Genomic DNA, 26,179 nt, shown 5'->3' on the forward strand with positions numbered 1-26,179 from the left:
CTGGCTCCTTAAGATTTCTGTACGAGTACGCAAATGTCATGCGCGGATCCGTTCCATACGGTGAATGATTCCATCGGTTCTGACGGCCCAAAAGGAGGAACAACCTCCCATTCCCCCGCAGGTAAATGTATTTCACACTCTTGACCAGTGGCGTTAATCACCACCAGCCAGCGCTGAGACAACAGAATTTGCAGCCGTTTCTGGCAGCCATGTTCCCAAGCCGCATCACTCAGCACTTGCCCCTGACTATCTAGCCATTGCACATTGCCATCACCTTCCTGCCACCATGAGTCCTTAGTCAGGGCCGGAATTTGTTGGCGTAACCGGATAAGATCGGCGGTAAATGTCATTAATGAACGATCCGCACTGCCCCAGTCGAGCCAGGTGAGGATGTTGTTCTGACAATATGCATTGTTATTACCTTGCTGGCTGTGACCATGCTCGTCACCGGCCAGTAACATTGGCGTTCCCTGCGAGAGTAATAAGCTGGCTAACAATGCGCGCTGGCAAGACTTACGCCGTTGCCAGATAGCCTCATCAGCCACCAACCCTTCGCTACCAAAGTTATTACTAAGATTGTTATCACTGCCATCACGGTTTTCTTCACCATTGATTTGATTGTGTTTTTGGTTAAAACACAGCAAATCCTGCAAAGTGAAACCATCATGGGCGGTAATTTGATTGATACTGGCGGAAGGCAAACGCTCCCGCTGCTGGAAAAGATGACTTGAAGCGGCAAAATGCTGAGCAAACAGCCCCAGAGGTAAGTCATCACGTAACCAGAAACGGCGCATCGCATCACGGTACTGGTCATTCCATTCACTAAAACCGGTGGGGAAGTTACCCAGTTGATAGCCCCCTAAGCCGATATCCCAAGGCTCGGCAATCATCTTGCAAGCACTCAACCGCTCATCCGCCGCCAGTGCGGCAAATAAAGGGGCATGTTGGTCAAAAGCTGGCGTGCGGCCCAGCACGGTTCCCAGATCAAAACGGAAGCCATCAACATGGCAGCTATCGAGCCAATGATGCAGGCAGTCGATGACCCACTGCATAACATTAGGATGATTAAGCCGCAGCGCATTGCCGCAGCCAGTCATGTTGTCGTATTCACCCTCAGGGGTAAGCCAGTAGTAGCTAGCATTATCGATACCACGCTGGCACAGGGTTGGGCCGAACACATCCAGTTCAGCGCTGTGGTTGAACACCACATCCAGAATCACTTCGATACCCGCTTTATGCAACGCTTTGACTGCATCCCGTAGCTCCCGCAGCGGGGATATACCTTCACGGCCCGAGGCATAATCAGGATCAACGGCATAAGGTGCCAGCACGTTATAGCCCCAATAATTGCTCAGCCCCATTTTCTGTAAACGAGGTTCATCGACGTGGAATTGCACTGGCAGCAACTCCAGTGTGGTCACGCCCATGTTTTGCAAATAGGCAATCATGATGGGATGAGCCAACGCTGCGTAGCTACCACGTAGGTCAGCCGGAATATCAGGATGCAGTTGGGTTAAGCCACGCACATGGGCTTCATAAATTACGGTATTGCCCCAAGGAATAGCCGGTGGCTTATCCCCCTGCCAGTCATATTCTTCATGTAACACAATACATTTAGGTAAAGCGGCAGCACTGTCGCGCTCATCGGGCTGATTAACCCCGCCCTCTAAACTTGGGTCATCCGCCACTTTGCGATCTAATGCATGCGCACCGGGGTCTATCAATAATTTATGTGGGTTAAAACGATGCCCTTGTTGTGGATCAAATGGCCCGCTGACCCGATAACCATAGCGCTGCCCCGGTTTACCACCGGGCAGATAGCCATGCCAGATGTCGCCACTGCGGGCGGGCAATGCAATCCTCACTTCTTGGTTATTGTCATCAAACAGGCACAACTCCACCTTTTCAGCATGGGCCGAAAACAGCGTGAAATTTATCCCATCCCCATCAAAATGAGCACCAATCGGTGCCGGGGAACCACGGGTAAGGCGGGTCATTCTCCCTCTCCCGCAACAAATCCCTCCCGCAATAAATAGATAGTCGACAGTGGCGGCAGTGTTAACAACAATGAATGCGCGTGGTTATGACTACCGACATGATCGCTATAGATGCCGCCCTGATTACCCAGATTACTGCCGCAGTAAAATTCAGAGTCAGAATTAAGCACTTCCCGATAATGCCCGCCCTGCGGAATACCCACACGGTAGTTGTAACGCGGCACTGGGGTGAAATTGCTGATAGCAATCAGTTCGCCACCATTCGCATCACGGCGCAAGAAAGCAAACACTGAATTTTCATGGTCATCCACCACCAGCCACTCAAAACCATCAGACTGATAATCCAACTCATATAATGGCGCATGTTGTTGATAACAGTGGTTCAGGTCACGAACGAAACGCTGCACACCACTGTGCCAGCCGTTTTTATCATCCAGTAAATGCCAGTCTAGGCTGGTATCGAAATTCCACTCACGCCCCTGAGCAAACTCGCAGCCCATAAACAGCAGTTTTTTACCGGGATGTGCCCACATAAACGCGTAATAAGCACGCAGGTTGGCAAATTTCTGCCAGGCATCTCCCGGCATACGATCGAGCACCGAGCGCTTACCGTGGACCACTTCATCGTGGGAGATAGGCAAGATAAAGTTCTCGGTATAAGCGTACAACATACCGAAAGTCATCAGATTATGGTGGTATTTGCGGTGAATCGGATCGCACTGCATGTAATTAAGGGTGTCATGCATCCAGCCCATATTCCATTTGTAGTTAAATCCTAATCCACCGGCATCAGGCGGTAATGTCACCCCAGGGAAATCGGTCGATTCTTCCGCCATGGTCACACCACCTGGGCGCTCAACGCCGATGGTGTGATTGGTGTAACGCAGGAAAGCAATCGCTTCCAGATTTTCGCGCCCGCCGTAATAGTTAGGCACCCACTGCCCTTCAGCACGGCTATAATCGCGATAAATCATCGAAGCCACAGCATCAATACGCAATGCGTCGATACCAAAACGTTCCATCCAGTAAAACGCATTGCCAGCCAAATAGTTACGAACTTCATTACGGCCATAGTTATAAATCAGGGTATTCCAATCCTGATGATAGCCTTCTCGCGGATCGGCATATTCATATAACGAGGTGCCATCAAACTGCATGAGCCCATGTTCATCGCTTGGGAAGTGACCAGGAACCCAATCAAGAATGACGTTAATCCCCGCCGCATGGAATTTGGCGACAAAATCTTTGAAATCCTGCGGTGTACCAAAGCGGCGGGTCGGCGCATACAGCCCAAGTGGCTGATAACCCCAACTGCCATCGAACGGATGTTCGTTAATCGGCAGTAATTCGACATGGGTAAATCCCATGTATTTAACGTATTCGACCAGTTGCTCAGCCAACTCACCATAACTGAGCCAAAAGTTATCATCGGTATGACGACGCCACGAACCGAGATGGACTTCATAGATAGAAACCGGTGAGCGCAAATCATTGGCTTTTTGTCTTGCTGGCGTATTTGGCACCACTTCAGGTAACGGACTGACTAATGAGGCTGTTTCTGGCCGCATCTGAGCCTCAAATGCATAAGGGTCTGCTTTTAACCGCACCTGATCATTACTGTCTATTATCTCAAATTTGTACAACTGGCCTGCCTGTACTCCGGGCAGGAATAGCTCCCAAATACCATTTTCGCGCCGTAACCGCATCGGGTGGCGGCGGCCATCCCAAAAGTTAAACTCCCCCACCACAGACACCCGTTTGGCATTAGGTGCCCAAACGGCAAAACTGACCCCCGCGACCCCATCAAGGCTCATCAAATGCCCCCCCAGACGTTCATAAGGGCGTAAATGGGTGCCTTCGGCCAAGAGCCAACTGTCAATATCCTGCAATAACGTTCCGAATCGGTAGGGATCTTCAATAATTTGGGGACTGTCTTGCCAGGTAACCGCTAATTGATAACGAAACGGGCTTTTACGACGAGGAAGCTTAGCCATGAAAAAGCCGCGCGGGTCTTCACTGGTCAATTGAGCAATGTTGCGCCCACTTTCCGTTTCGACCAGCCAGACTTCTTTAGCATCTGGCAGCAATGCGCATATCTGTAACCCTTGTGCAGTTTGGTGCATACCCAAAATAGAAAAGGGATCGGCATAATGGCCGGAAATAATCTGATTAATCACCTGACGGTCGGGAAGTACTGGCATGATTTCTTCCTATGATTAACGGCATGATTTTGAGCCAAATTCTGAGCACTGACAGCAGAACCGACCTTTTCATCATGCAATCCATTTAGTGTTTAAAGAGTGACTAAGGTCAATGATTAACCAATTAGTTGATTTAATGCCCTAATACACATTTTCTGACAGTAGAACCTCGTCAGCTCACTTTTCTTACCCAAACTATAAGCATAGTCAAAGGCCGCAGAAAAAATCGGCTTACTATTAATGAAATTTTTTCTCATGTGAATTAGCAAAAAAAACAGCGTTTAAACAGTGTAAGACGTGCATGAATGACGTAAAACGCTACATTAAGACGGCAAAAGTAGTGTGGATAACAGCGGCCAGTAGAAGTGCCCAAAACAGGGAACTGAGCTGACGTTTGCCACTATCAGGCCCTTTTTGCTTAAAAGGGGTGACGGTTAAAACTTTCTGCGGCTAAATATGGTTACAATAGCGGCAAGAATTAGCATTTGTGGTTATCAATATGGGCGTAAGCCAAGTCGAACTGATTTTCTCCCTGCTACAACAGATGTGTGTGTATCTGGTGATCGCCTATCTGTTAAGTAAGACACCGCTGTTTATCCCATTAATGCAGGTTACCATTCGGTTGCCCCACAAACTGGTGTGCTATCTCACGTTTTCCATGTTTTGTATCATGGGCACCTACTTTGGTTTGCATATTGAGGACTCCATCGCCAACACCCGTGCTATCGGCGCTGTGTTAGGTGGTGTTTTGGGGGGGCCATCGGTCGGTTTTCTGGTAGGGCTGACCGGCGGGTTGCACCGCTACTCCATGGGTGGGATGACCGCCACCGCCTGTATGTTGTCTACCGTCGCTGAAGGGCTACTGGGTGGTTTCCTCCACAGCTATTTGATACGTAAAAACCGCCTCGACCTGCTGTTCCAACCCTTGATTGTCGCGGGTATTACGCTGGTCGCTGAAGTCCTGCAAATGCTGATTATTTTGGCCGTTGCCCGCCCATTCCATGAAGCTGTCGAGCTGGTTGAAAACATTGCCCTACCGATGATGATCACCAATACCATTGGTGCTGCCATGTTTATGCGGATTTTGTTGGACCGGCGGGCTATTTTCGAAAAATACACCACCGCCTTCTCAGCCAAAGCACTGCAAATTGCCGCTCGGGCTGAGGGGCAACTACGCCATGGTTTTGACCAACAAAACAGTATGCGGGTGGCGCGTATCTTGTATGAGGAACTGGGCGTTGGTGCGGTGGCAATTACCGACCGCGAGAAGCTGCTGGCATTTATCGGTACTGGCGCAGACCATCACCTTGTGGGGAGTGCTATCACCTCAGACCATACCCACCGGGCGATTGAGTTGAATCAGGTGGTTTATGCCGATGGCAATGCCGTCCCTTATACCTGCTCTATTTCCCCTAATTGCAAACTGGGTTCCACGTTAGTTATCCCACTACGCGGTGAAGAGCATCGGGTAATTGGTAGCATCAAACTGTATGAACCCAAAAGTAAATTGTTCTCCAGTATCAACCGCACATTGGGTGAAGGTATTGCTCACCTGCTATCTGCCCAGATTCTGGCGGGTGAATTTGAACAGCAGAAACAGCTATTGGCACAATCAGAAATCAAACTGCTGCACGCGCAAGTGAATCCTCACTTCCTCTTTAACGCACTGAATACTCTGTCGGTAGTGATCCGCCGTAACCCAGACCATGCCCGCAAGCTGGTGCTATCTTTGTCGACTTTCTTCCGTAAGAACCTCAAACGTAGCCACGATGTGGTTACGCTGAGCGATGAAATTGAGCATGTGAATGCTTATCTGGAAATAGAAAAGGCACGTTTTGCTGACCGCCTCTCTGTTGAAATCTTATTACCTGATGAACTGATGGACGCGCGTTTACCGGCATTTTCCCTGCAACCTGTGGTCGAAAACGCCATCAAACACGGCATATCACAAATGTTCAGCAACGGGTGCATCACCTTGCACGGTAAGCTAGAGGGCAATACGTTGATACTGGAAGTGGAAGACAATGCTGGCTTGTATCAGCCGCAACCCAACGGCGATGGTCTAGGGATGAATTTGGTCGATCGGCGAATTAAAGTCCGCTATGGCAACGAATATGGCGTGACCGTCCTAAGTGAAGCAGATAAATTCACCCGCATTACACTGAAATTACCCTTTATCACGGCAAGTGAGGCTTAACACAGGTTTATTGTTGGCCCTCGGCGGCGATGATGCTCACCATATTCAGTACCGCAGCAGAGCGCTCATGCCGCCGCCATGCCAGAGTAATTTTGGTTTTTAACAGACTATCGTCAATCTCATGATAAGTGACATTATTCGCCTGAATGGTTGTCAGTGAACGAGGAACGATAGTAAAACCAAATCCCGCTGACACCATCCCTATTGCGGACACCAACTGGGGGGATTGTTGCCCCAGTTCCGGCTTAAATCCGGCACGATAACAAGCGCTAATAATGGTATCAAACAATCCTGGGGCCACTTCCCGTGGGAAAGTAATCAACTTTTCATGCTGTATCGCTTGCAGATTGATTTGTGGGCAGCGATGCAACTGATGGTTATGCGGTAACACCAGCAACATATCCTCCTCCACCAGCACCTTGCAGGTAAATTCATTACTGGCATCACATGGCTGACGAATAAATGCCACGTCGATGCGATCGTTATGCAAATCATTCATTAATACCGGCATCGTCTCTTCGCTGGGGGACAAGACCACCTCAGGATATTTATCCCGATAGGCATGGAGTAGGCGCAATACCAAGGGCTGGAAGGCGGTCGAACTGGCAAAACCTACCCGCAACTTACCTGTCTCCCCCCGTGCGATACTTTTAGCCCGCGCTATCGCTTCATCCGTAAGCGTCAATATATGACAGGCATCCACATAGAATGCTTTCCCCGCATCGGTCAGTTCAACACCGCGAGCCAACCGGCGTAACAGTGGTGTCCCTATCTCCCGCTCTAGCTTTTGAATTTGCTGACTTAGTGGTGGCTGGGAGATACCCAGTGTTTCTGCCGCCCGAGTGAAGTGGCGGGCTGAAGCAACAGCGGCAAAGTAGCGTAAATAACGTAGTTCCATATATTTTTGATATCAAAAAAGTGAGATTCCTATATTGGTACTTATGTACTTTCAGCGTCAACCTTATAACTAAATATAAATATAATTTATGTTACAGGTGAGCTGGAGCAGGATATGACTAAATCAATAACATCGCATTGTTCATGTACTCAAGAGGTTGTAAAAAGTTTTATTGCCTATCGAGAAAAGCATTCTGAGTGTGTCATTTATCAAACATCACTAATGAGCGCGTTAATTAGCGGCGTTTACGAAGGCCAAATCACCATGGCAGAGTTACTGAAGCACGGTGATTTTGGATTAGGAACATTTAACAATCTTGATGGTGAGCTGGTCGCATTAAACAGTAAGATTTATCAATTACGATCCGATGGCAGTGCTCGCTCAGCGCAGTCAGAACAGAAGACACCTTTCGCAGTAATGACATTTTTTCAGCCCACTGAAAAGCGCAGTTTCAAGCAGAAAATAAGCAGAGAACAGATCCATAACGTGATTGATGACATCACCACCACAGATAATCTGTTTTGTGCTCTGCGTATTGATGGCACGTTCAGCCATGTTGAAACCCGCACCGTCCCCTGCCAGCAGCGCCCCTATAAACCCATGCTTGAAGCTATCGCGGAGCAACCCACGTTTGATTTCACTCATCAAAATGGCGTGATTATTGGTTTTCGCTGCCCGAACTATACCCAAGGTATAAACGTTGCCGGCTACCACGAACATTTTATTACTGACACCCGCAATGGCGGCGGCCATGTGCTCGATTACCAATTGGAAAATGGCGTTCTGACTTTCGGCACCGTAGCCAAACTGGTTATCGACCTGCCGCAGGAATCCGATTTTCTCCGGGCCAATCTCTCACCTCAAAATCTCAATAACGCGATCCGCGCGGTAGAGAGTTAACCGGCCGTAAGACATCAATTAATAGCGGCTAAATCAACCATAGAGGACAACACATCATGACCAATGAAACGCATATTCAGACTTGGCAGTGCGGGGCTGATCTGGTGGTTAATCATTTAGAGCAGCAAGGCGTAAAACAGGTGTTCGGTATTCCTGGCGCTAAAATTGATCGGGTCTTTAATTCACTGGAAGATTCCAGCATTCAAACGATTGTGGTGCGCCACGAAGCGAATGCAGCTTTTATGGCTGCGGCCATCGGCCGGTTAACAGGTAAAGCAGGCGTGGCATTGGTAACCTCAGGGCCGGGTTGCGCCAACTTAGTCACCGGGCTGGCAACAGCAACCTCTGAAGGAGATCCGGTAGTGGCACTGGGCGGCGCGGTAAAGCGAGCCGATAGCCTGAAAATAACTCACCAGAGTATGGATACTGTGAGTATTTTTCGCCCGATAACTAAGTTTAGTGCGGAGGTGACGGCCTCTGCGGCGCTGTCAGAAGTACTGGGTAATGCTTTTAGAACCGCTGAGTTTGGTCGTCCGGGCGCGGCCTTTGTTAGCCTGCCGCAAGATATTCTCAACAAACCTGTGACCAGCCAGGCGCTGATTCATCAACCATGTCCACACAATGGCGGTGCACCTTTGGATGAGATTACTGCCGTGGCTAAGTTGATTAACAACGCTAAAAATCCAATTTTGCTCCTTGGATTGATGGCCAGTCAGCCGGCAAACGCTCAAGCCATTCGGCGTTTACTTCACCATAGCAAAATACCGGTCACCAGCACCTATCAAGCCGCTGGTGTGGTTGATCAGGCGCACTTTGATCATTTTGCCGGGCGGGTGGGCTTGTTTAATAATCAAGCTGGCGACAAGTTACTACAACAAGCCGATGTGATTATCACCATCGGTTATAGCCCTGTGGAATATGACCCAGCGCTATGGAACAACGGCCAGGCAACACTGATACATCTGGATATTTTACCCGCCGAAATAGATGCAGCCTATCAACCGGAAAAAGAGTTATTGGGTGATATTGCCGCTACCGTAGATGCATTAGCCCCCCGGATACATGGCCCGTTAATATTAACATTGGCAACACAGGCGGTATTGGAAGAGCGCTGCCGCCAACGACGAGACTTGGCCCGCCGGGCTGACCATATGAGTGGTTTCGCTATTCATCCGCTGCGTTTAGTCCGGGCAATGCAGGATATTGTTAATAGTGACGTGACCCTGTGTGTCGATATGGGGAGCTTTCACATCTGGATTGCCCGTTATCTTTACAGCTTCCGCACCCGTCAAATTTTGATGTCAAACGGTCAACAGACTATGGGTGTTGCACTGCCATGGGCCATTGCCGCCGCACTGGTGAACCCACATCAAAAGGTCGTATCCGTATCAGGTGACGGGGGATTTATGCAATCAAGTATGGAGCTAGAAACTGCGGTGCGCCTGAAAAGCAATTTACTGCATATTATTTGGGTCGATAACGGTTACAACATGGTGGAAATACAGCAGCAGAAAAAATACCATCGGCCATCGGGGGTTAATTTTGGCCCGATTGATTTCAAAATGTACGCCGAATCCTTTGGCGCGAAAGGTTTTGCCGTAGAGTCTGCCGACGAATTATCCCATAAATTGCACCAAGCTATGGATGTATCAGGCCCGGCAGTCATTGCCATCCCAGTGGATTATTCAGATAACTATCGTTTAATGGAAGAGCTGAATATCAGCCAATTGCTGTAGTGCGGATGGCCGTACTGGGTGACTGGTGCATCAAGAGATACAAAAGAGCTGTGTTAATCATATAAAAAACCCTGACCATAAGATCAGGGCTTTATCGTTATTACTCTTAATAACCAATCACATCAAGATGCGCAGCATACGGCGCAATGGCTCTGCCGCACCCCATAACAATTGGTCACCCACAGTAAAGGCGGAGAGATACTCCGGCCCCATATTCAATTTACGCAGGCGGCCAACAGGGGTATTCAATGTACCGGTTACCGCAGCCGGCGTCAGTTCTCGCATACTCAGCTCGCGGTCGTTCGGGATAACACGAACCCAGTCATTGTGCGTTGCCAACATTTGCTCAATTTCTGGCAATGGCACGTCTTTTTTCAGTTTCAGCGTAAAGGCTTGGCTATGGCAACGCAGCGCACCAATGCGCACGCACAAACCATCGACTGGAATGACGCTGTTAGTATTCAGAATTTTATTAGTTTCGGCCTGGCCTTTCCACTCTTCGCGGCTTTGACCATTATCCAGTTGTTTGTCGATCCACGGGATCAGGCTACCCGCCAGCGGTACGCCAAAGTTATCGGTCGGCAAGGTACCACTGCGGGTTGCCGCAGTGACCTTACGTTCAATATCCAAAATGGCAGAGGCCGGGTCTTGCAACTCTTTAGCCACGCCAGCATGTAGCATACCCATCTGAGTCAGCAACTCACGCATATGGCGCGCGCCACCACCGGATGCTGCCTGATAAGTGGCAACTGATGCCCACTCAACCAAGTTATTAGCAAACAAACCACCCAAAGACATCAGCATCAGGCTAACGGTACAGTTACCCCCCGCAAAGGTCTTGATACCTTTATCCAAACCCTGTTGAATGACACTATGGTTCACCGGATCCAGAATAATAATTGTGTCATCTTGCATACGCAGAGAAGAAGCTGCGTCAATCCAATAGCCTTTCCAGCCGATTTCTCGCAGCTTTGGATAAACTTCGTTGGTATAATCTCCCCCCTGGCAGGTGATAATGATATCCAATGCACTCAGCGCATCAATATCATAAGCATCTTGCAACGTTCCTTGCTGGCCGGTAAATGTCGGCGCGGCCTGGCCGTGTTGCGAGGTGGAGAAAAAGACCGGATGGATGCCGTCAAAGTCGCGTTCTTCAATCATGCGTTGCATGAGCACTGAGCCGACCATACCGCGCCAGCCGATAAAACCAACATTTTTCATGTTTACTGTCCTGCCTTGGAAGGTGACACCGATTAATGGATGCCTGTCTTGTATAACTGCGCGCTGTAAGGGTACGGCAGACTGACTAAGATAGGCCTGATACCACCTTACAAAATATGGACAAAGTGGCAAGTTAATTTATTCGATACCAGAATGATTCAAAGCAATCTTCCTAATATGTGGCTTTGATTGGCGGGAAACGCCAGTCTCCTAGAGGTAATAATGACTGAGATGATTGCGGCAACAGTGTTGCTGTTTTTGATTATGGACCCGCTGGGAAACCTGCCGATTTTTATGTCGGTACTCAAACATCTGGAACCTAAGCGGCGGCGAGTCGTATTGATTCGCGAATTGCTAATTGCACTGATATTAATGCTGATTTTCCTGTTCGCTGGCGAGAAGATTTTGGCGTTCCTAAATCTGCGAACTGAAACGGTGTCGATATCGGGTGGTATTATTCTGTTTTTAATCGCGATTAAGATGATTTTCCCCACCCCAGAAAGTAACGTTACCGGGTTATCGGCTGGGGAAGAGCCATTCTTAGTACCACTGGCCATTCCCTTAGTGGCTGGCCCATCGATTCTGGCAACGCTGATGCTACTGTCGCATCAATATCCTAATCAAATTAGCCATTTAGTGTTGGCGTTGATGATTGCGTGGGGGTTGTCTGCGGCGATTTTGCTGATGTCGAATCTGTTTCTGCGCCTGCTGGGCAATAAAGGTGTCAGTGCGCTGGAACGGCTGATGGGGTTAATTTTGGTGATGCTATCTACACAGATGTTTTTAGATGGTGTGCGGGCATACTTGACCAAATAAGGTTGGCCTCAGTTGCGCAATCCAAGAGGGGCGCACCCTCTTGGGTATAAAATCACTTTAGCTACGACTTTGCAGTGCTAATACACAGCGCTGCACTACGTTATCAATATCCGCATCAATATCGACACAGAGAACATCAGGTTCATCTGAGCCGGGTTCTTCCAGCGCGTCAAACTGGCTTTTTAGCAGATCGGTTGGCATAAAATGGCCAGAGCGGACTTTTAGCCGTTCCATGATGACGTCAAAACTGCCTTTCAGATATAAAAATACCATCCCCGGATTACCGTCCCGCAGGCGATCACGGTAACGGCGCTTCAGCGCTGAGCAGACAATAATACCGGTTTCATTTTTATGATTCAGGCTGTAGGCGGCATCACTCAAGCGCTCCAGCCACGGCATACGATCTTCATCATTCAGTGGATGCCCACTGCCCATCTTCTGAATATTGGCACGAGGATGCAGATCGTCACCATCAATAAATTTGGCATGGATTTGGCGGGCTACAGCCTCTCCTACCGTGGTTTTGCCGCTACCCGATACACCCATCACGATAATGCTATGTCCTGCCATAATGTTGATCTCTATCTCAGAATGGGAATTTTACCGCTCTCTATGGTTCCGTATTTTACCATGTTACCGGTATCATGATACCGGTAACAAAGAGAGATGTGACTTTTATCACAAAGGATAGAACATCGTATAGGACTCAATCGCGCAATCACTTTGGCTGAAAAGCCGGGTGTATATCCCAGCGTTTTCACGGTGCAGAAAGGCGGCGAACGTAAGCCGTCAACACACTGGCAAGTTGCAAGATGACGGGGATAAATAATAAAACTAAGGTCACCTTCCTATCCTACTGATAATAAAAAGAAGCTGACTATCAACCATAACTAAAAGCGATATACCCAAAATAGGTGGAGAAATGCTATGCCATTAGTCATTGTCGCGGTTGGCGTTGCCATGCTGCTGTTACTGATGATCCGTTTCAAACTTAACGGATTTATCTCGTTGATACTGGTCGCGCTGGCGGTAGGTATCATGCAAGGGATGCCAGTCGATAAAGTCGTCGGCTCAATCAAAGCTGGGGTTGGCGGAACGTTAGGCAGTCTGGCGCTGATTATGGGCTTTGGCGCCATGCTCGGTAAATTACTGGCTGATTGTGGTGGCGCGCAACGAATCGCTACCACGCTGATTGATAAATTTGGCAAAAAACACATTCAGTGGGCAGTCGTGCTGACTGGTTTTACTGTTGGTTTTGCGCTGTTTTATGAAGTGGGCTTTGTACTGTTGCTGCCACTGGTGTTTAGTATCGCGGCATCAGCCCGTATCCCACTGCTGTATGTCGGTGTGCCGATGGCCGCAGCCTTGTCTGTAACCCACGGTTTCCTACCACCTCACCCAGGCCCAACGGCTATTGCGACCATTTTCCACGCGGATATGGGTAAAACGCTGCTGTACGGGACTTTACTGGCAATTCCAACAGTTATTCTGGCCGGCCCGGTATTTGCGCGCTTCCTAAAAGGAATTGATAAACCAGTACCAGAAGGATTGTATAACCCGAAAACCTTCACCGATGAAGAGATGCCAAGCTTTGGTGTCAGTGTCTCTACAGCGCTGGTTCCAGTGATTTTGATGGCATTACGGGCGGTGGCAGAGATGATTTTGCCAAAAGGCCACCCAGTGCTTTCTTATGCAGAGTTCTTCGGTGATCCGGTGATCGCCACCTTAATCGCTGTATTGATAGCAATTTTCACCTTTGGCTTAAACCGTGGCCGTTCAATGGAAGCGGTGATGGATACGGTGACTGACTCAATTAAAATCATTGCGATGATGTTGTTGGTTATCGGCGGTGGCGGTGCTTTCAAACAGGTTTTAGTCGACAGTGGCGTTGATCATTATATTGCCAATATGATGAATAGCAGCGGCTTATCACCAATTCTGATGGCATGGTCAATCGCAGCCGTACTGCGTATTGCGCTAGGTTCTGCGACCGTAGCGGCCATTACGGCTGGCGGTATTGTAGCGCCGCTCATTGCCACCACGGGAGCCAGCCCTGAATTAATGGTTATTGCCGTTGGTTCCGGTAGCGTGATTTTCTCTCACGTCAACGACCCAGGCTTTTGGTTGTTCAAGGAGTACTTCAACCTGACCATTGTAGAAACCTTTAAGTCATGGTCAGTGCTGGAAACCATTATTTCGGTCTGCGGCCTGGTCGGTTGCCTGTTATTAGCCATGGTGATATAGCATCTGGCAGCAATGGTTATTTAGCTAAGCTATTGTAATTTAAATACTGCCGCCGGGGAGGATGGTGAAACCGACATCAACCATCCTCGGCGCTACCGCCTCTCCGCGCAGTTTTGCTAGCAGACGCTCGGCACCAATTTGCCCCATTCTTTCACGCGGGGTAAGCACACTGGCCAGCTTCGGAACCATCGACTGGCCGATATCGTGACCATGGAAACCCGCTATTGCCATATCATGGGGGATAGATAACCCCTGGCGCTGGCACTCAAACACGGCCCCAATTGCCAGGTCATCGTTGGTACAAAAAATACTGTCAATCAGTGGATAACTGGCTTGCGCCTCACGCAACAACTCAGCACCAGCCGAATATGACGACGAACGGCTGGTCATCACACTCATCGGCACTAAACCGGACTCACGCATCGCCTGTTCATAACCTTGTTGCTTGATAACCGTTCGCTCATCTTGGCGAGCGCCGAAATAGACAACATGGCGATGGCCTTTGGCAATAATTTGCTGCGTCATCTGCCTTGCCGCTTCAAAGTTATTAAAACCCACAGCCAAATCAATACACGGCGAAATACAATCCATCAGCTCAATAACTGGAATCCCCGCCACCTCAATCATTTTCAATGTACGGGCGGTATGGTGACGTTCGGAAAGGATCAGGCCGTCGATATTATAAGAGAGTAACGAGGTTAACCGCTGCTCCTCACGCTCTTTCTGATAGCCATAGTGTGCCAGCATGGTCTGATAACCATGCACATCCGTCACACTCTCAATGCCACGCAAAACCTCGGCAAAAACCTGATTGGTCAATGACGGCAGCAATACGCCGATGGCATGACTGGTCGCGTTAGACAGGATATCGGGGGCGCGGTTGGGTATATAGCCCAGTTCGTCTAATGCCAGCGCGATTTTTTTCTGCAAAATCGCAGAAACTTGTTCTGGATTGCGCAAATAACGGCTGACGGTCATTTTGGTTACCCCAACCATATCGGCGACATCTTGGAGCACTGGCCTTTTTTTCTTCATTATCAATGAACTGAGGCTGGGGAAATGGGATACTATTCTAGCAAAGAAAAGGGTATGGCGCGATGCACATACCCTTTTTTACATATACCCGTCATACTTCAAGCTGCATATGCGTTGGCTGCTTTCTTTCACCCGAATCACTTACCTGAGTAAGCTCATCGGGATTCACTCAATTGCCGCCTTCCTGCAACTCTAATTATTAGGGTATGGGATGGTCAAACTTAAACTGGCGGTAAATCAAACAACAAGATTTCACTGTCTTCATCTGCGTGAATAGAAAGTGCAGCCTCATCCCAGATAGCGAATGCATCACTGGTAGTGGCATGATGCCCATTGATAGAGACATTACCTCGGACTACCTGTATCCAGATGCGGCGCTCTGCTTGAATCTGATAAATAGACTGCTCCTCGCGTTTCAGTGCCCAGCGCCAGAGTGTCATGTCCTGGAATACTTTCAGCGAACCATCACGGGCATCCGGTGACAATACCAACTGCCGCCCTTGCGGGATATCGAACATCTGCTGTTCATAACGCGGTTCCAAACCTGTTTTATTGGGGATAATCCAAATCTGGTACAAATGCAGCGGTTGGTCGTCACGGCCATTATATTCTGAATGACGAATACCGGTGCCTGCGCTCATAATCTGGAATTCACCCGCATGGATCTGCTCTTTATTGCCCATACTGTCTTTGTGTTCTACGGTACCAGACAGCACATAAGTCAGGATTTCCATATCTTTATGCGGATGGGTACCAAACCCCTGACCCGCGTCGATCACATCTTCGTTAATCACCCGCAGCGCTGAAAAACCCATAAATTCTGGATCGTAATAATCAGCGAATGAGAAGGTATGCCAGCTGTCCAACCAACCGTGATTAGCATGGCCACGTTCTTCTGCTTTGCGTAAATAGATCATATTCAGTTCTCCTCAACGTTTTCTTTAGTCTAGATGTCGCGGGAGAATATGAAAGCGTAAAAAACTCACTCCTCTGTTCAAAAAATTCGACTGATTAATAAGTTGAAAGACAAATGATTTGAATTTGAAGTAATTAGCGAAAGAAAACGTTAAGAAAACTTGAGGCATGACGGCTTATGAGCCAATGAGGCAGCGAACAAACAGCGCAAAATAGGCAAAAAAAAAGCCAGCACCCGGCTGGCTAAGTAAACACTGGAAGCAATGTGAGCAATGTCGTGCCTTCGTAATGTGAACACCTAAACGCTGATGGCCTCATCTGAAAGCACGACAATGATAATCATTATCACTCTCACTTGTAAAGTGTTTTTTCTGACCAGTTGCAATATTATTGACTCAGATAAATAAAACGCTATTTTAGTAGGTAATTCAAACAGTAAGAGTAAGGGTATGTTTATGGAAAATGTGCAGATACGCCATGTGGAGTTCACCGACTATCCGGCCTTGCGGCAGTTATTTTCTCATCCACAGGTTTATCGCGACACATTACAGCTTCCTCTACCTTCTGAAGAGATGTGGGCCAAAAGAATTAAAGATTTTCCTGCCGGGATGCATAGCCTGGTGGCATGTATTGACGAGGAGATCGTTGGTCAACTGACTATTGAAGCCAACCAACGGGCACGGCGTAAGCATGTCGCCACTTTTGGTATTGCTGTTGATGCGAATTACTGTGGGAAAGGTATCGGCAGTGCATTAATGGCTGCTATGATTGATTTATCTGATAACTGGCTGAATATACAACGTATTGAGCTAACCGTGTTTGTCGATAACCTGGCAGCCATCGCACTTTACCACAAGTTTGGCTTTGAAATTGAAGGTACCAGCCCACGCTTTGCTTTCCGCGAGGGCCAGTATATCGACGCGCATCATATGGGGCGAATCAAGATACCCGCCTAACCATCAGGGGGTAGTGTACCAACCTATCCCCTGCCATAACTGAATATGACTAAATGCTCGCGGTTTCTTTAATATATTGGCGAGCCTTCACCGCATACTCAAATGGATTAGCGATAGCCGGATCCTGCTCTGCCTCTACCACCATCCAGCCCTGATAACCTTTTTCATCCAGCAATTTAAATACCGGACGGAAATCAATTACCCCATCGCCCGGTACAGTAAACATGCCTTTTTTCACTCCGTCGAGGAAACTGAGTTTATTCGCTTTCACATCAGCCACTATTTCATCGCGTACATCTTTTAAATGAACATGATTAATACGCGGCAGGTATTTCTCTAAAATAGCCAGCATCGCCGCCTGGCTCCCCTCAGAAACATAGGCATGACCCGTATCAAAGAGCAGGTATACATCGTCGTTAACCATACTCATATAACGATCTATTTCTTCAGTAGTTTGGATCCCCGTCCCCATATGGTGGTGCAAACAGACTTGCATACCTTTGGTTGCCGCAATCTTGGCTAATTCGTTATAGCCATCGGCGACTCGCTGCCATTGCGCATCGGTAAAGTGTGGTTTTTCTTCAAATACAGCCTTCGTCGTCCCTTGAATACTCTTACTTTGTTCTGAGCAACCAATCACTTTTGCCCCCATTACATGGAGGAAATTCATATGATTAGTGAATTCATCAATGGTTTTGGCCCGCTGGTCATCGGCAAAGAAAGTGCTAAACCATGCATTACAAATCTGCATACCGCGCAGCTCAAGCATGGGTTTAAGTATGTTAGGATCTCGCGGGTATTTACTGCCAACTTCGCAACCAGTAAATCCGGCAAGTGCCATTTCACTAATACATTGTTGGAAGGTATTTTCTTTGCCTAGCTCAGGCATATCATCATTGGTCCAGCCAATTGGCGCGATTGCTAACTTCACACGTTCTTTATTCATAATAAACCTCTGCGTTACATCCAATTTATAGAGATGAATACAATTAAAAGGTGATTAATTGCTCGTCTTTAATGCAGGAAAATATATCTTTAGCGCTTGAAGCTGTGGCGTTGTTAGCTGCAACGTCAATAACGTTGAGTTAAGTTTTTATTTAAAATCTTAAAGGGAGCTTGCACCTGAAGCTGCCGGGCCGCGCTACCTCCCCAACAATTCACGTTTAATACGTGAAAGAGGCCATCACCGACATATTTCAGCAGGATAGCTCGCGCACAGGCAGCAGAGTTTGGTGTTATTTATTATAAAAATCAGGTCGTGGCGGCAAGCTCACGGGAACAATTTCACCACTGTTTTGTGCCGCAATACAGGCATCAGCAGTAACGGCGGCAGCAAAACCATCCCAGGCAGAGGGACCGGTGAGTTTTTCAGCTAAAACGTCATTGATAAATGCTTGTAATTCAACATCATAAGCATCAATAAAGCGGTCTTTCCAATCGGTCAGTATTTCATGTGATAACCGTGCCTGGCTGCGCATCAGCACGGATGAGGGTTCTGGTAATTTTGCAATCCCGGTATCACCTACCACTTCACATTGAATATCGTAGCCATATTGGCAGTTCACAAAGATTTCAACATCAATACGCGTCCCTTTCGCCGTTTCAAACAATACGACCTGCGGATCTTTCAGATGCGCTTTAGCGTGTTTGGCTTTACGTGGGAAAACAACCTGAACGGAGACATAATCATCATCCAGCAGCCAGCGCAGCACATCAATCTCATGGATTAGGGTGTCAGTGATCGCCATATTGGTAGTGTAGTTTTCACCGACTCTCGGATTACGGTGAGCACAATGCAGCATCAAGGGTTCACCGATTTCCCCACTGGTAATCACATCTTTCAGTGCGCGATAACCCTGATCATAAGGCCGCATAAACCCAACCTGAACCAAGCGTTTACCTTTGGCAGCTTCAGCGTCTACAATTCGCTTACACCCTTCGGCAGTCACCGCCAGCGGCTTTTCACAAAATACATATTTGCCTGCAGCAATGGCTGCCAGAACAAATTCTTCGTGACTCGGCCCCCAAGACGTAACTAATACCGCATCCACCTCTTTTGCATTAATCACTGCATGCCCATCGGCGTAGACATTCGCTTCAATACCCAGATCACGAATAACTTTAGTGGCATGCTCTTGATTGATATCCGTCACAGCAACCACACGACTGCCCTGTAAAACTTTACTGCAACGACGAATATGATCCTGACCGATAGCACCTGTTCCGATGACACCAATATTTAACGACATATTATTTTCCTCATGAAGTTTCGGTTTGCAGGTGATACCTGCTCGTTTTACGACTTCACATCCAGATCAAGCACCCCCGTATTCTTCAAGTTGCAGATACGTTGGCAGAACTAATTACCCGGCACATCCCTGTACCGCCGTGTGTTGAAAGCTATGGGGTATAACGCATTGATTGCCTGCTAAATTAGCCTTAGTAATCACGGGCTTTGGCGATATTTTTTTCCAGCTCCCGAACCACGGCATCTGTTCGTTCGCTTTCAGAAACCTGAGCAACCCCTACCCGCCACCAACTTAGGTATTTATGTACCATGGTCTTTGGCAGTACTTTTATGTCAATCAAGGTAGAAATCGTCTGTGAATGAGCATCGGTTAATGCATCAATCAGTTGTTGCTCGGTAGAAACGCGATATGTCTTACAGCCGTAGGCGGCAGCCAGCATGGCAAAATCAACGGGAACAAGGCTGCCATCCAATTGGCCAGTTCCCTCATTACGGAAACGGAACTCTGTGGCATAGCTGTCCATGCCATGTTCCATTTGCAGATTGTTGATGCAGCCATTCGTCATGTTATCGAACAGCACAACGTTAATTTTTTTACGCTCTTGAATGGAGGTAACCAGTTCGGAATGCAGCATCATAAATGCGCCATCCCCAACCAATGAGTAGACCTCTCTGTCAGGTTCAGCTAACTTCACACCCAGTGCGGCACCAACCTCATAACCCATGCACGAATAACCGTATTCGACGTGATAGTCATTACTCCCTTTGCTACGCCACACCCGCTGCAAATCACCGGGCAAGCTACCCGCAGCCGCAACAATGACGGCATCCTGAGGTAGTGTGTTATTCAGTACACCCAGCACTTGGCTTTGTGTCAGGAAAGAGCCCGTTTTATTGATAAATTCAGCAAAAACCTGTTCACGGTCCAAATGGTCATTAATTTCAGGAATGAAATCGTCGGCGCGGTATTGCACCTGATAAACCCGCTGCGTCTCAGCGAATTGCTCCGCGCGCATGCGAGCAATTTCGCCGCCCCACCCTGCTTGATAACCGGTAGTACTAAGCTGTTGATGCAATGCCGATAATGCCTCACGCGCATCAGCCAGCAACTGCAAACCGTCCAATTTACCGGCATCAAAGGCACTGACATTAATATTAAGGAATGAAACGTCTGGATTCTGGAACAACCATTTCGATGACGTGGTGAAATCGCTATAGCGAGTGCCAACACCGATCACCAGATCGGCCTGTTTTGCCAATGTGTTTGCAGCCAGGCAGCCGGTTTCACCGATACCACCAAGATTTAATTCATGTTCTGAGCTGATAGTGCCTTTACCGGCTTGCGTTTCTACCCACGGCAAACCAAAACATTCAGCAAATCGTTGCAATGCCTGACCAGCCTGAGAATATTTTACCCCACCACCACACACCAAAATTGGCTTGCGCTTGGCGGTCAGTAACGCAATAGCATCAGCCAGCATGGCGACACTGGCAGGGCGCCTGTCGAGGCGATGAACTCGCTTTTGGAAAAAATAATCAGGATAGTCATAGGCTTCAGCCTGCACATCTTGTGGCAAGCTCAGTGTCACAGCACCTGTTTCTGCCGGATCAGTCAGAACCCGCATTGCATTAATACAAGCGCTCATTAGTTGCTCTGGCCGCATAATGCGATCCCAGTATTTACTAACCGGTTTGAATGCATCATTGGTGCTGATGCTAAGGTCATGAGATTGTTCTATTTGTTGTAACACCGGATCCGGTTGGCGGGATGCAAACACATCGCCTGGGAGCAATAATAGAGGAATACGATTGGCCGTTGCTGTTGCGGCGGCAGTAATCATATTAGCGCTACCCGGCCCGACAGATGAGGTGCAGGCATAAATTTGCTGGCGCAGTTTTTGTTTGGCAAAACCGGTAGCTGCGTGGGCCATCCCTTGCTCATTTCGCCCCTGATGAACCACTAAATCGCCGCAGTTTTGCTCCAATGCCTGCCCCATTCCCAGCACATTACCGTGGCCAAAAATAGCAAAAATCCCTTTGATAAATTTGATTTCCTGACCATCAACTTGTAGGTATTGGTTGTCCAAAAACCGGACTAATGCCTGTGCAGTGGTTAGCCGAATCTTATTCATTTACCCATCCTTTGCTCTGTTGCGCTACATCATGGTGGCCAAGTGATTTTCAGCCCCTGAAGATACGTATGCCGGAGAGAAGCAGCAGGCTTGTTATCTTTCGCCAAGCTGACGACAGTAAGGTGAAACATAGCAGGGATTATAAACAAATATTTTTTTCATAAAATCACATTACAGAAGAAACATTTCATTCTGCGATGAAGATCAAATATTCTCATAAACACTGAAATAACGTTTCTCCGTCTTACCATGCGATTGAACGCTCCTTTCCAATCAACAATGAAGAAATATAATATATTGATATTATTATATTATATTGATTTTAATTCTTCTCTGTCATCCCTCGAAAATACCGCCAATAACCGGCTTAAGCCTTTGGTGTAAGTCCCACTTTTAGGGGTGATATGCGGCTTTTATCTTCGTCACACAATCGGGGAATAAATTTCATTTAACCTTGAATTTGAAATTTTTATTCCTCATACTGACTTTAGAAACGTCATTACAGACTTATTTCATCGGTCATTGTCGGGGCTTGGTTCAATACAGAAGGAAATGGGGATGGGTACACAACACAAAGCGCTGGATGTCATATGTATCGGGCGTATTGCCGTCGATTTTTATGGGCAACAGATTGGTGCCCGGCTGGAAGATACCAGTACATTTGCTAAATATTTGGGCGGGTCATCAGGTAATGTTGCTTATGGCACGGCGATTCAGGGCTTGAAGTCAGGCATGCTGGCACGAGTTGGCGATGAACATATGGGCCGCTTTATACGTGAGGAATTACAGCGTGTTGGGGCTGATACCCGTTTTCTTATTACTGATAAACAGCGCCTGACGGGTCTGGTCATTCTGGGAATTAAAGATCAAGAGACTTTTCCACTGATCTTTTACCGTGAAAACTGCGCTGATATGGCCCTCGTGCCAGATGATATTGACGAGACATATATTGCTTCATCACGCGCGCTGGCCATCACGGGGACACACCTTTCGCATCCAAATACACGAGCCGCAGTACTAAAAGCCTTGGACTATGCCCATAAGCATGGGTTGCGCACAGCGCTCGATATTGATTATCGCCCAGTACTATGGGGTCTAACCTCACTTGGAGACGGTGAAACGCGGTTTATTGAGTCACAAAAAGTGACTCAGGAATTGCAGGAAGTGCTTCATCATTTCAATTTAATCGTTGGTACAGAAGAAGAATTTCACATTGCGGGGGGGAGCACAGATACGCTGACAGCCCTGCGAAATGTGCGTAAAACCACGCAAGCGACACTGGTTTGCAAACGCGGAGCACAAGGTTGCTCTGTCTTTGAAGGGGATATTCCCACCCGTTGGGAGTCAATCAAACTGCATTCCGGTGTACGCGTCGAGGTTCTCAACGTATTGGGCGCTGGCGATGCCTTCATGTCTGGCCTGTTGCGCGGTTATCTGAATGATGAAGGCTGGGAGCAAGCCTGCCGTTATGCCAATGCCTGTGGAGCACTCGTTGTTTCACGCCATGGTTGTGCCCCAGCGATGCCAACAAAAATTGAATTGGATGATTACCTCAGCCGCGAGCATTCGGTTCCGCGCCCTGACAAAGATAGCCGCCTTAATCATTTACATCGGGTGACTACCCGTAAGCAACAATGGCCTGAGCTTTGTGTTTTTGCCTTTGACCACCGCAAACAATTGGCTGATATGGCCCGTGAAGCCGGTGTGGATGAAGAGCGTATCCCAAAACTCAAGACTTTGTTGCTACAAGCGGCGCAACAAGCCGCGTTGGAGTCTGGGCTGGTGCATAAAAGTGGTATTTTGGCTGATACAACATACGGTCAGGAAGCGCTCAATACCATTACCGGCCAAGGATGGTGGATAGGTCGCCCAATAGAATTGCCCAGTTCAAGACCGCTACGGCTCGAACACGGTAATATTGGTTCCCAGCTTATTGACTGGCCACTGGAACATGTTGTTAAGTGCCTGGTTTTTTATCATCCTCAAGACCGTGCAGAACTGCGCCAACAGCAGGATGAACTGATTCTGGATGTATACCGTGCATGCTGTAAATCAGGGCATGAATTGCTACTGGAAGTGATTCTACCTGAAGATAATAAAGATAAAGATGAGCGCTATTATATTGAAACCATGGCTCATTTCTATCAGCTAGGCATTCAGCCAGATTGGTGGAAGCTGCCACCGCTAAGCGCAGAAAACTGGCAACGCGTTGGCGAACTGATTGAAACCCAAGATCCCTACTGCCGTGGTGTATTAATTCTTGGGCTGGACTCGCCAGAAGCACAGTTAAAAGCGGGTTTTGCCGCTGCTGCCCAAGCTCCGTGGGTTAAAGGTTTTGCTGTTGGCCGGACCATTTTTGGCCAGGCATCACGCCACTGGTTGCAAGGTGAACTGAATGATGCCGAGCTGATGACGCAAGTGAAACAAAATTACCAAACCTTGATCAGTTATTGGCGTGAGTATCGCCCTGCTGTTTGAATTAAAAACTGCCCTATCGGCGCTGAAGTGATACTGCCTCAGCGCCACCATCATGCTGCTATCTACGCTGTTTATTACTCATAAAGCCGAAAAATTCCTGATTTCTATCAAAGTTAATAAAGGAATATCTTTAGATTTCATCCAGTTCTATTAATATGGTTTTGTGAATTGATTTAAGTTTCGATGAAATAAAAGCAAATACCAACATCAATAAATGAAATTTTCCAACCACCTGTTAGAATACTTACAGATATACCCAAAGAACTTGGCGTTGTAGCCAGGCAGAGCGAACAAGCCTCGATGAGCTGACACATATCAATCATTCGAGTGAGTGACCATAGCTAACAGCCTCGCAACGTCAAGTCCAAAGGGAATAACCCCTGAAATTTCCTCTGCCGTGGGCCGAATGGATGAACAACCCTACTCAACTTTCATTGTTACAAGACCAAATTCGTCATCGCTATGAGACGTTAAGTAAACGCTTAAAACAAGTTGCTCGTTATATATTGGATAACAGTAATAGTATTGCATTTGATACGGTTGCGTCGATTGCAGCTCAAGCCAGTGTGCCACCTTCAACATTGATTCGATTTGCTAATGCCTTTGGTTTCAGTGGCTTTAACGAAATGAAACAGGTATTTCGCCAGCATCTGATGGAGGAGACGGTTAACTATACTGAACGTGCCAGGTTATTCCGCCAAACCTCGACGGATGGCAACACTGCCCCCGAAAGCCCATCTGAAATACTGAATGTATTTACTATGGTAAATGCGCAAGCGCTGCAACAACTGGCAGTACAAACCAGTGCAGAACAGTTGGATAGAGCGGTTGAGTTGTTAAAAAACGCTGAGAATATTTATGTGATTGGGCTACGCCGCTCCTTCAGTGTTGCTTCTTATCTCACCTATGCGTTGCGCCATCTGGAGCGTCGTGCTTTTCTGATCGATGGTTTAGGAGGAATGTTCGCGGAACAGCTGAGCATGGTGAAACCCAAAGACGTAGTGATCGCCATTAGTTATTCACCCTATGCGCAAGAGGCATTAGAACTGGTGGAGTTAGGGGCGAAGAGTGGCGCACAGCAGATTGCGATTACAGATAGCCAGGTCAGCCCATTAGCGGCGTTTAGCGATGTGTGTTTTGTCGTGCGAGAGGCTCAAGTTGACGGTTTCCGTTCGCAAGTAGCCTCTATGTGCCTGGCACAAACATTGGCAGTTTCACTGGCACTGAATAACGCGAAAGAGTAAACACTCCAATAGGAGTCTCGGTTCGTTTTGCGTCATAAATCATTTCTGCTCACATCCAGTAGGGTAGGGTTCCGCCCACTCTACTGTTTGTTTTTTAACCAGGTTAAGTTAGCTGTTATTGACTGGATAGTTATCGCTGTTGATCCATGCGTGGTCTTTCTCCCAGGTAAATTTCCATAACCGTACCGGCCCTGCCATCACATTCAAATAATAGTTGTCGTAGCCTGCTAATGTTGCCACCGGGTGATAACCTTTGGGAACTTTCACCACATCACGGTTATAAACGGGCATACACTCATCCAGCGAACGGTCGTCAGTATAAACACGCTGCATACAGAACCCCTGTTCAGGGTTCAACCGGTGATAATAGGTTTCTTCAAGATAAGTTTCATCTGTAGCATTTTCCTGATCGTGTTTATGGCTTGGATATGAGCTGGTATTCCCTTCGTCAGTGTAGACCTCGACCACCAGCAAACTGTCCGCAGGCTCACTGTCAGGCAGAATATTATGCACTAACCGCTGGTTGCGCCCCTTACCACGCCTTTCGACCCCGACATCAGCCGGCGTAATCAGGCGGGAAGGCAAATGCCCCTGTGCAGGGGCACGGCATACCGCCAATTCCAGATCCGTTTCTGCCACCACTTTCACATGATCATGATGTGGGACATAAACAGAATAAGGCGGTGTTCGCTCGAACGGACTCATACGTTTACCAATATGTGGGTATTCAGCCCGTAGTGTTGAAACCGAAGCAACACCCGCAACCAATACCAGACAGAGTTCATTGTCACCACTGTCCAGAACTAATGCTTTACCCGCAGTAAGGCGATAAACATCAAACCCAACAAAACGCCAACCCGCATTTTGCGGTGAAATGTGTTGAATGCGCCCATCCACATCCGGTAACTGACATTTAGCAAGCAGTGAAGACATAATGACTCTCCTGTTAACACATGAAATT

General features: G+C 47.8%; 19 protein-coding genes. 8 read left to right on the forward strand and 11 right to left on the reverse strand.

Annotated features, from left to right (window positions below; all coding sequences use genetic code 11):
- Positions 1-8: 8 nt before the first annotated feature.
- A complete protein-coding gene (gene glgX, locus A6J67_RS02250; protein WP_050297618.1) occupies positions 9-1,997 on the reverse strand; it encodes a glycogen debranching protein GlgX in 1,989 nt (662 codons plus the stop codon).
- Positions 1,994-4,198, reverse strand: coding sequence for a 1,4-alpha-glucan branching protein GlgB (glgB, locus tag A6J67_RS02255; protein WP_005186030.1), 2,205 nt, complete (start codon positions 4,196-4,198; stop codon positions 1,994-1,996). The genes glgX and glgB overlap by 4 nt, the downstream gene beginning before the upstream one ends.
- Before the next feature lie 499 nt (positions 4,199-4,697).
- Between glgB and A6J67_RS02260 the strand changes: the two genes are divergently transcribed.
- Positions 4,698-6,395, forward strand: coding sequence for a sensor histidine kinase (locus A6J67_RS02260; protein WP_042568775.1), 1,698 nt, complete (start codon positions 4,698-4,700; stop codon positions 6,393-6,395).
- 7 nt (positions 6,396-6,402) lie between these two features.
- Here A6J67_RS02260 and A6J67_RS02265 read toward each other — a convergent pair whose 3' ends face one another.
- Positions 6,403-7,293, reverse strand: a complete 891-nt coding sequence (locus tag A6J67_RS02265; RefSeq protein WP_042568776.1) for a LysR family transcriptional regulator — start codon at positions 7,291-7,293, stop codon at positions 6,403-6,405.
- A 114-nt stretch (positions 7,294-7,407) separates the two neighbouring features.
- Between A6J67_RS02265 and budA the strand changes: the two genes are divergently transcribed.
- Entirely contained in the window at positions 7,408-8,193 is a 786-nt protein-coding gene (gene budA / locus A6J67_RS02270) for an acetolactate decarboxylase (RefSeq protein WP_042568777.1), read from the forward strand.
- A 56-nt stretch (positions 8,194-8,249) separates the two neighbouring features.
- The gene (gene alsS / locus A6J67_RS02275; RefSeq protein WP_005186020.1) at positions 8,250-9,929 is read left to right on the forward strand and encodes an acetolactate synthase AlsS; all 1,680 of its coding nucleotides are present in this window, start codon (positions 8,250-8,252) and stop codon (positions 9,927-9,929) included.
- A 117-nt stretch (positions 9,930-10,046) separates the two neighbouring features.
- On the opposite strand, the gene asd is transcribed toward alsS, so the two are convergent.
- Entirely contained in the window at positions 10,047-11,150 is a 1,104-nt protein-coding gene (asd, locus tag A6J67_RS02280; protein ID WP_042568779.1) for an aspartate-semialdehyde dehydrogenase, read from the reverse strand.
- A 222-nt stretch (positions 11,151-11,372) separates the two neighbouring features.
- Here asd and A6J67_RS02285 point away from each other — a divergent pair, with 222 nt between their 5' ends.
- Positions 11,373-11,966 (forward strand): YhgN family NAAT transporter, encoded by a 594-nt coding sequence (locus tag A6J67_RS02285; RefSeq protein ID WP_005186017.1) that lies wholly within the window; start codon positions 11,373-11,375, stop codon positions 11,964-11,966.
- A 57-nt stretch (positions 11,967-12,023) separates the two neighbouring features.
- Here A6J67_RS02285 and A6J67_RS02290 read toward each other — a convergent pair whose 3' ends face one another.
- Entirely contained in the window at positions 12,024-12,536 is a 513-nt protein-coding gene (locus tag A6J67_RS02290) for a gluconokinase (protein WP_050297619.1), read from the reverse strand.
- 357 nt (positions 12,537-12,893) lie between these two features.
- Here A6J67_RS02290 and gntT point away from each other — a divergent pair, with 357 nt between their 5' ends.
- Entirely contained in the window at positions 12,894-14,210 is a 1,317-nt protein-coding gene (gene gntT, locus A6J67_RS02295) for a gluconate transporter (RefSeq protein ID WP_005186012.1), read from the forward strand.
- 39 nt (positions 14,211-14,249) lie between these two features.
- Here gntT and gntR read toward each other — a convergent pair whose 3' ends face one another.
- Positions 14,250-15,245 carry a gluconate operon transcriptional repressor GntR gene (gntR, locus tag A6J67_RS02300; RefSeq protein ID WP_005186007.1) on the reverse strand — a complete coding sequence of 332 codons (996 nt, stop codon included), beginning with the start codon at positions 15,243-15,245 and terminating at the stop codon, positions 14,250-14,252.
- A gap of 221 nt (positions 15,246-15,466) precedes the next feature.
- Positions 15,467-16,162 (reverse strand): pirin family protein, encoded by a 696-nt coding sequence (locus A6J67_RS02305; RefSeq protein WP_005187171.1) that lies wholly within the window; start codon positions 16,160-16,162, stop codon positions 15,467-15,469.
- 453 nt (positions 16,163-16,615) lie between these two features.
- Here A6J67_RS02305 and A6J67_RS02310 point away from each other — a divergent pair, with 453 nt between their 5' ends.
- On the forward strand, positions 16,616-17,116 hold the full coding sequence (locus A6J67_RS02310; protein ID WP_032906788.1) for a GNAT family N-acetyltransferase: 501 nt from the start codon (positions 16,616-16,618) through the stop codon (positions 17,114-17,116).
- A gap of 49 nt (positions 17,117-17,165) precedes the next feature.
- Here the strand turns inward: A6J67_RS02310 and iolE are convergent, their stop codons facing one another.
- From iolE to iolD, 3 genes are all read right to left on the reverse strand, one after another.
- On the reverse strand, positions 17,166-18,062 hold the full coding sequence (iolE, locus tag A6J67_RS02315; RefSeq protein ID WP_050073679.1) for a myo-inosose-2 dehydratase: 897 nt from the start codon (positions 18,060-18,062) through the stop codon (positions 17,166-17,168).
- A 289-nt stretch (positions 18,063-18,351) separates the two neighbouring features.
- Positions 18,352-19,365: a Gfo/Idh/MocA family protein gene (locus A6J67_RS02320; protein ID WP_005187149.1), complete on the reverse strand. Its 1,014-nt coding sequence runs from the start codon at positions 19,363-19,365 to the stop codon at positions 18,352-18,354.
- Between the two features lie 190 nt (positions 19,366-19,555).
- Positions 19,556-21,496 (reverse strand): 3D-(3,5/4)-trihydroxycyclohexane-1,2-dione acylhydrolase (decyclizing), encoded by a 1,941-nt coding sequence (iolD, locus tag A6J67_RS02325; RefSeq protein WP_005187147.1) that lies wholly within the window; start codon positions 21,494-21,496, stop codon positions 19,556-19,558.
- Positions 21,497-22,054: 558 nt separating this feature from the next.
- Between iolD and A6J67_RS02330 the strand changes: the two genes are divergently transcribed.
- Positions 22,055-23,974 (forward strand): bifunctional 5-dehydro-2-deoxygluconokinase/5-dehydro-2-deoxyphosphogluconate aldolase, encoded by a 1,920-nt coding sequence (locus A6J67_RS02330; RefSeq protein WP_080608026.1) that lies wholly within the window; start codon positions 22,055-22,057, stop codon positions 23,972-23,974.
- 410 nt (positions 23,975-24,384) lie between these two features.
- A complete protein-coding gene (locus tag A6J67_RS02335; protein WP_005187143.1) occupies positions 24,385-25,218 on the forward strand; it encodes a MurR/RpiR family transcriptional regulator in 834 nt (277 codons plus the stop codon).
- Between the two features lie 108 nt (positions 25,219-25,326).
- Here A6J67_RS02335 and iolB read toward each other — a convergent pair whose 3' ends face one another.
- Positions 25,327-26,151, reverse strand: a complete 825-nt coding sequence (gene iolB, locus A6J67_RS02340; protein ID WP_005187141.1) for a 5-deoxy-glucuronate isomerase — start codon at positions 26,149-26,151, stop codon at positions 25,327-25,329.
- Positions 26,152-26,179 lie beyond the last annotated feature (28 nt).

The organism is Yersinia sp. FDAARGOS_228 (genome assembly GCF_002073315.2).
Lineage (GTDB): Bacteria > Pseudomonadota > Gammaproteobacteria > Enterobacterales > Enterobacteriaceae > Yersinia > Yersinia intermedia.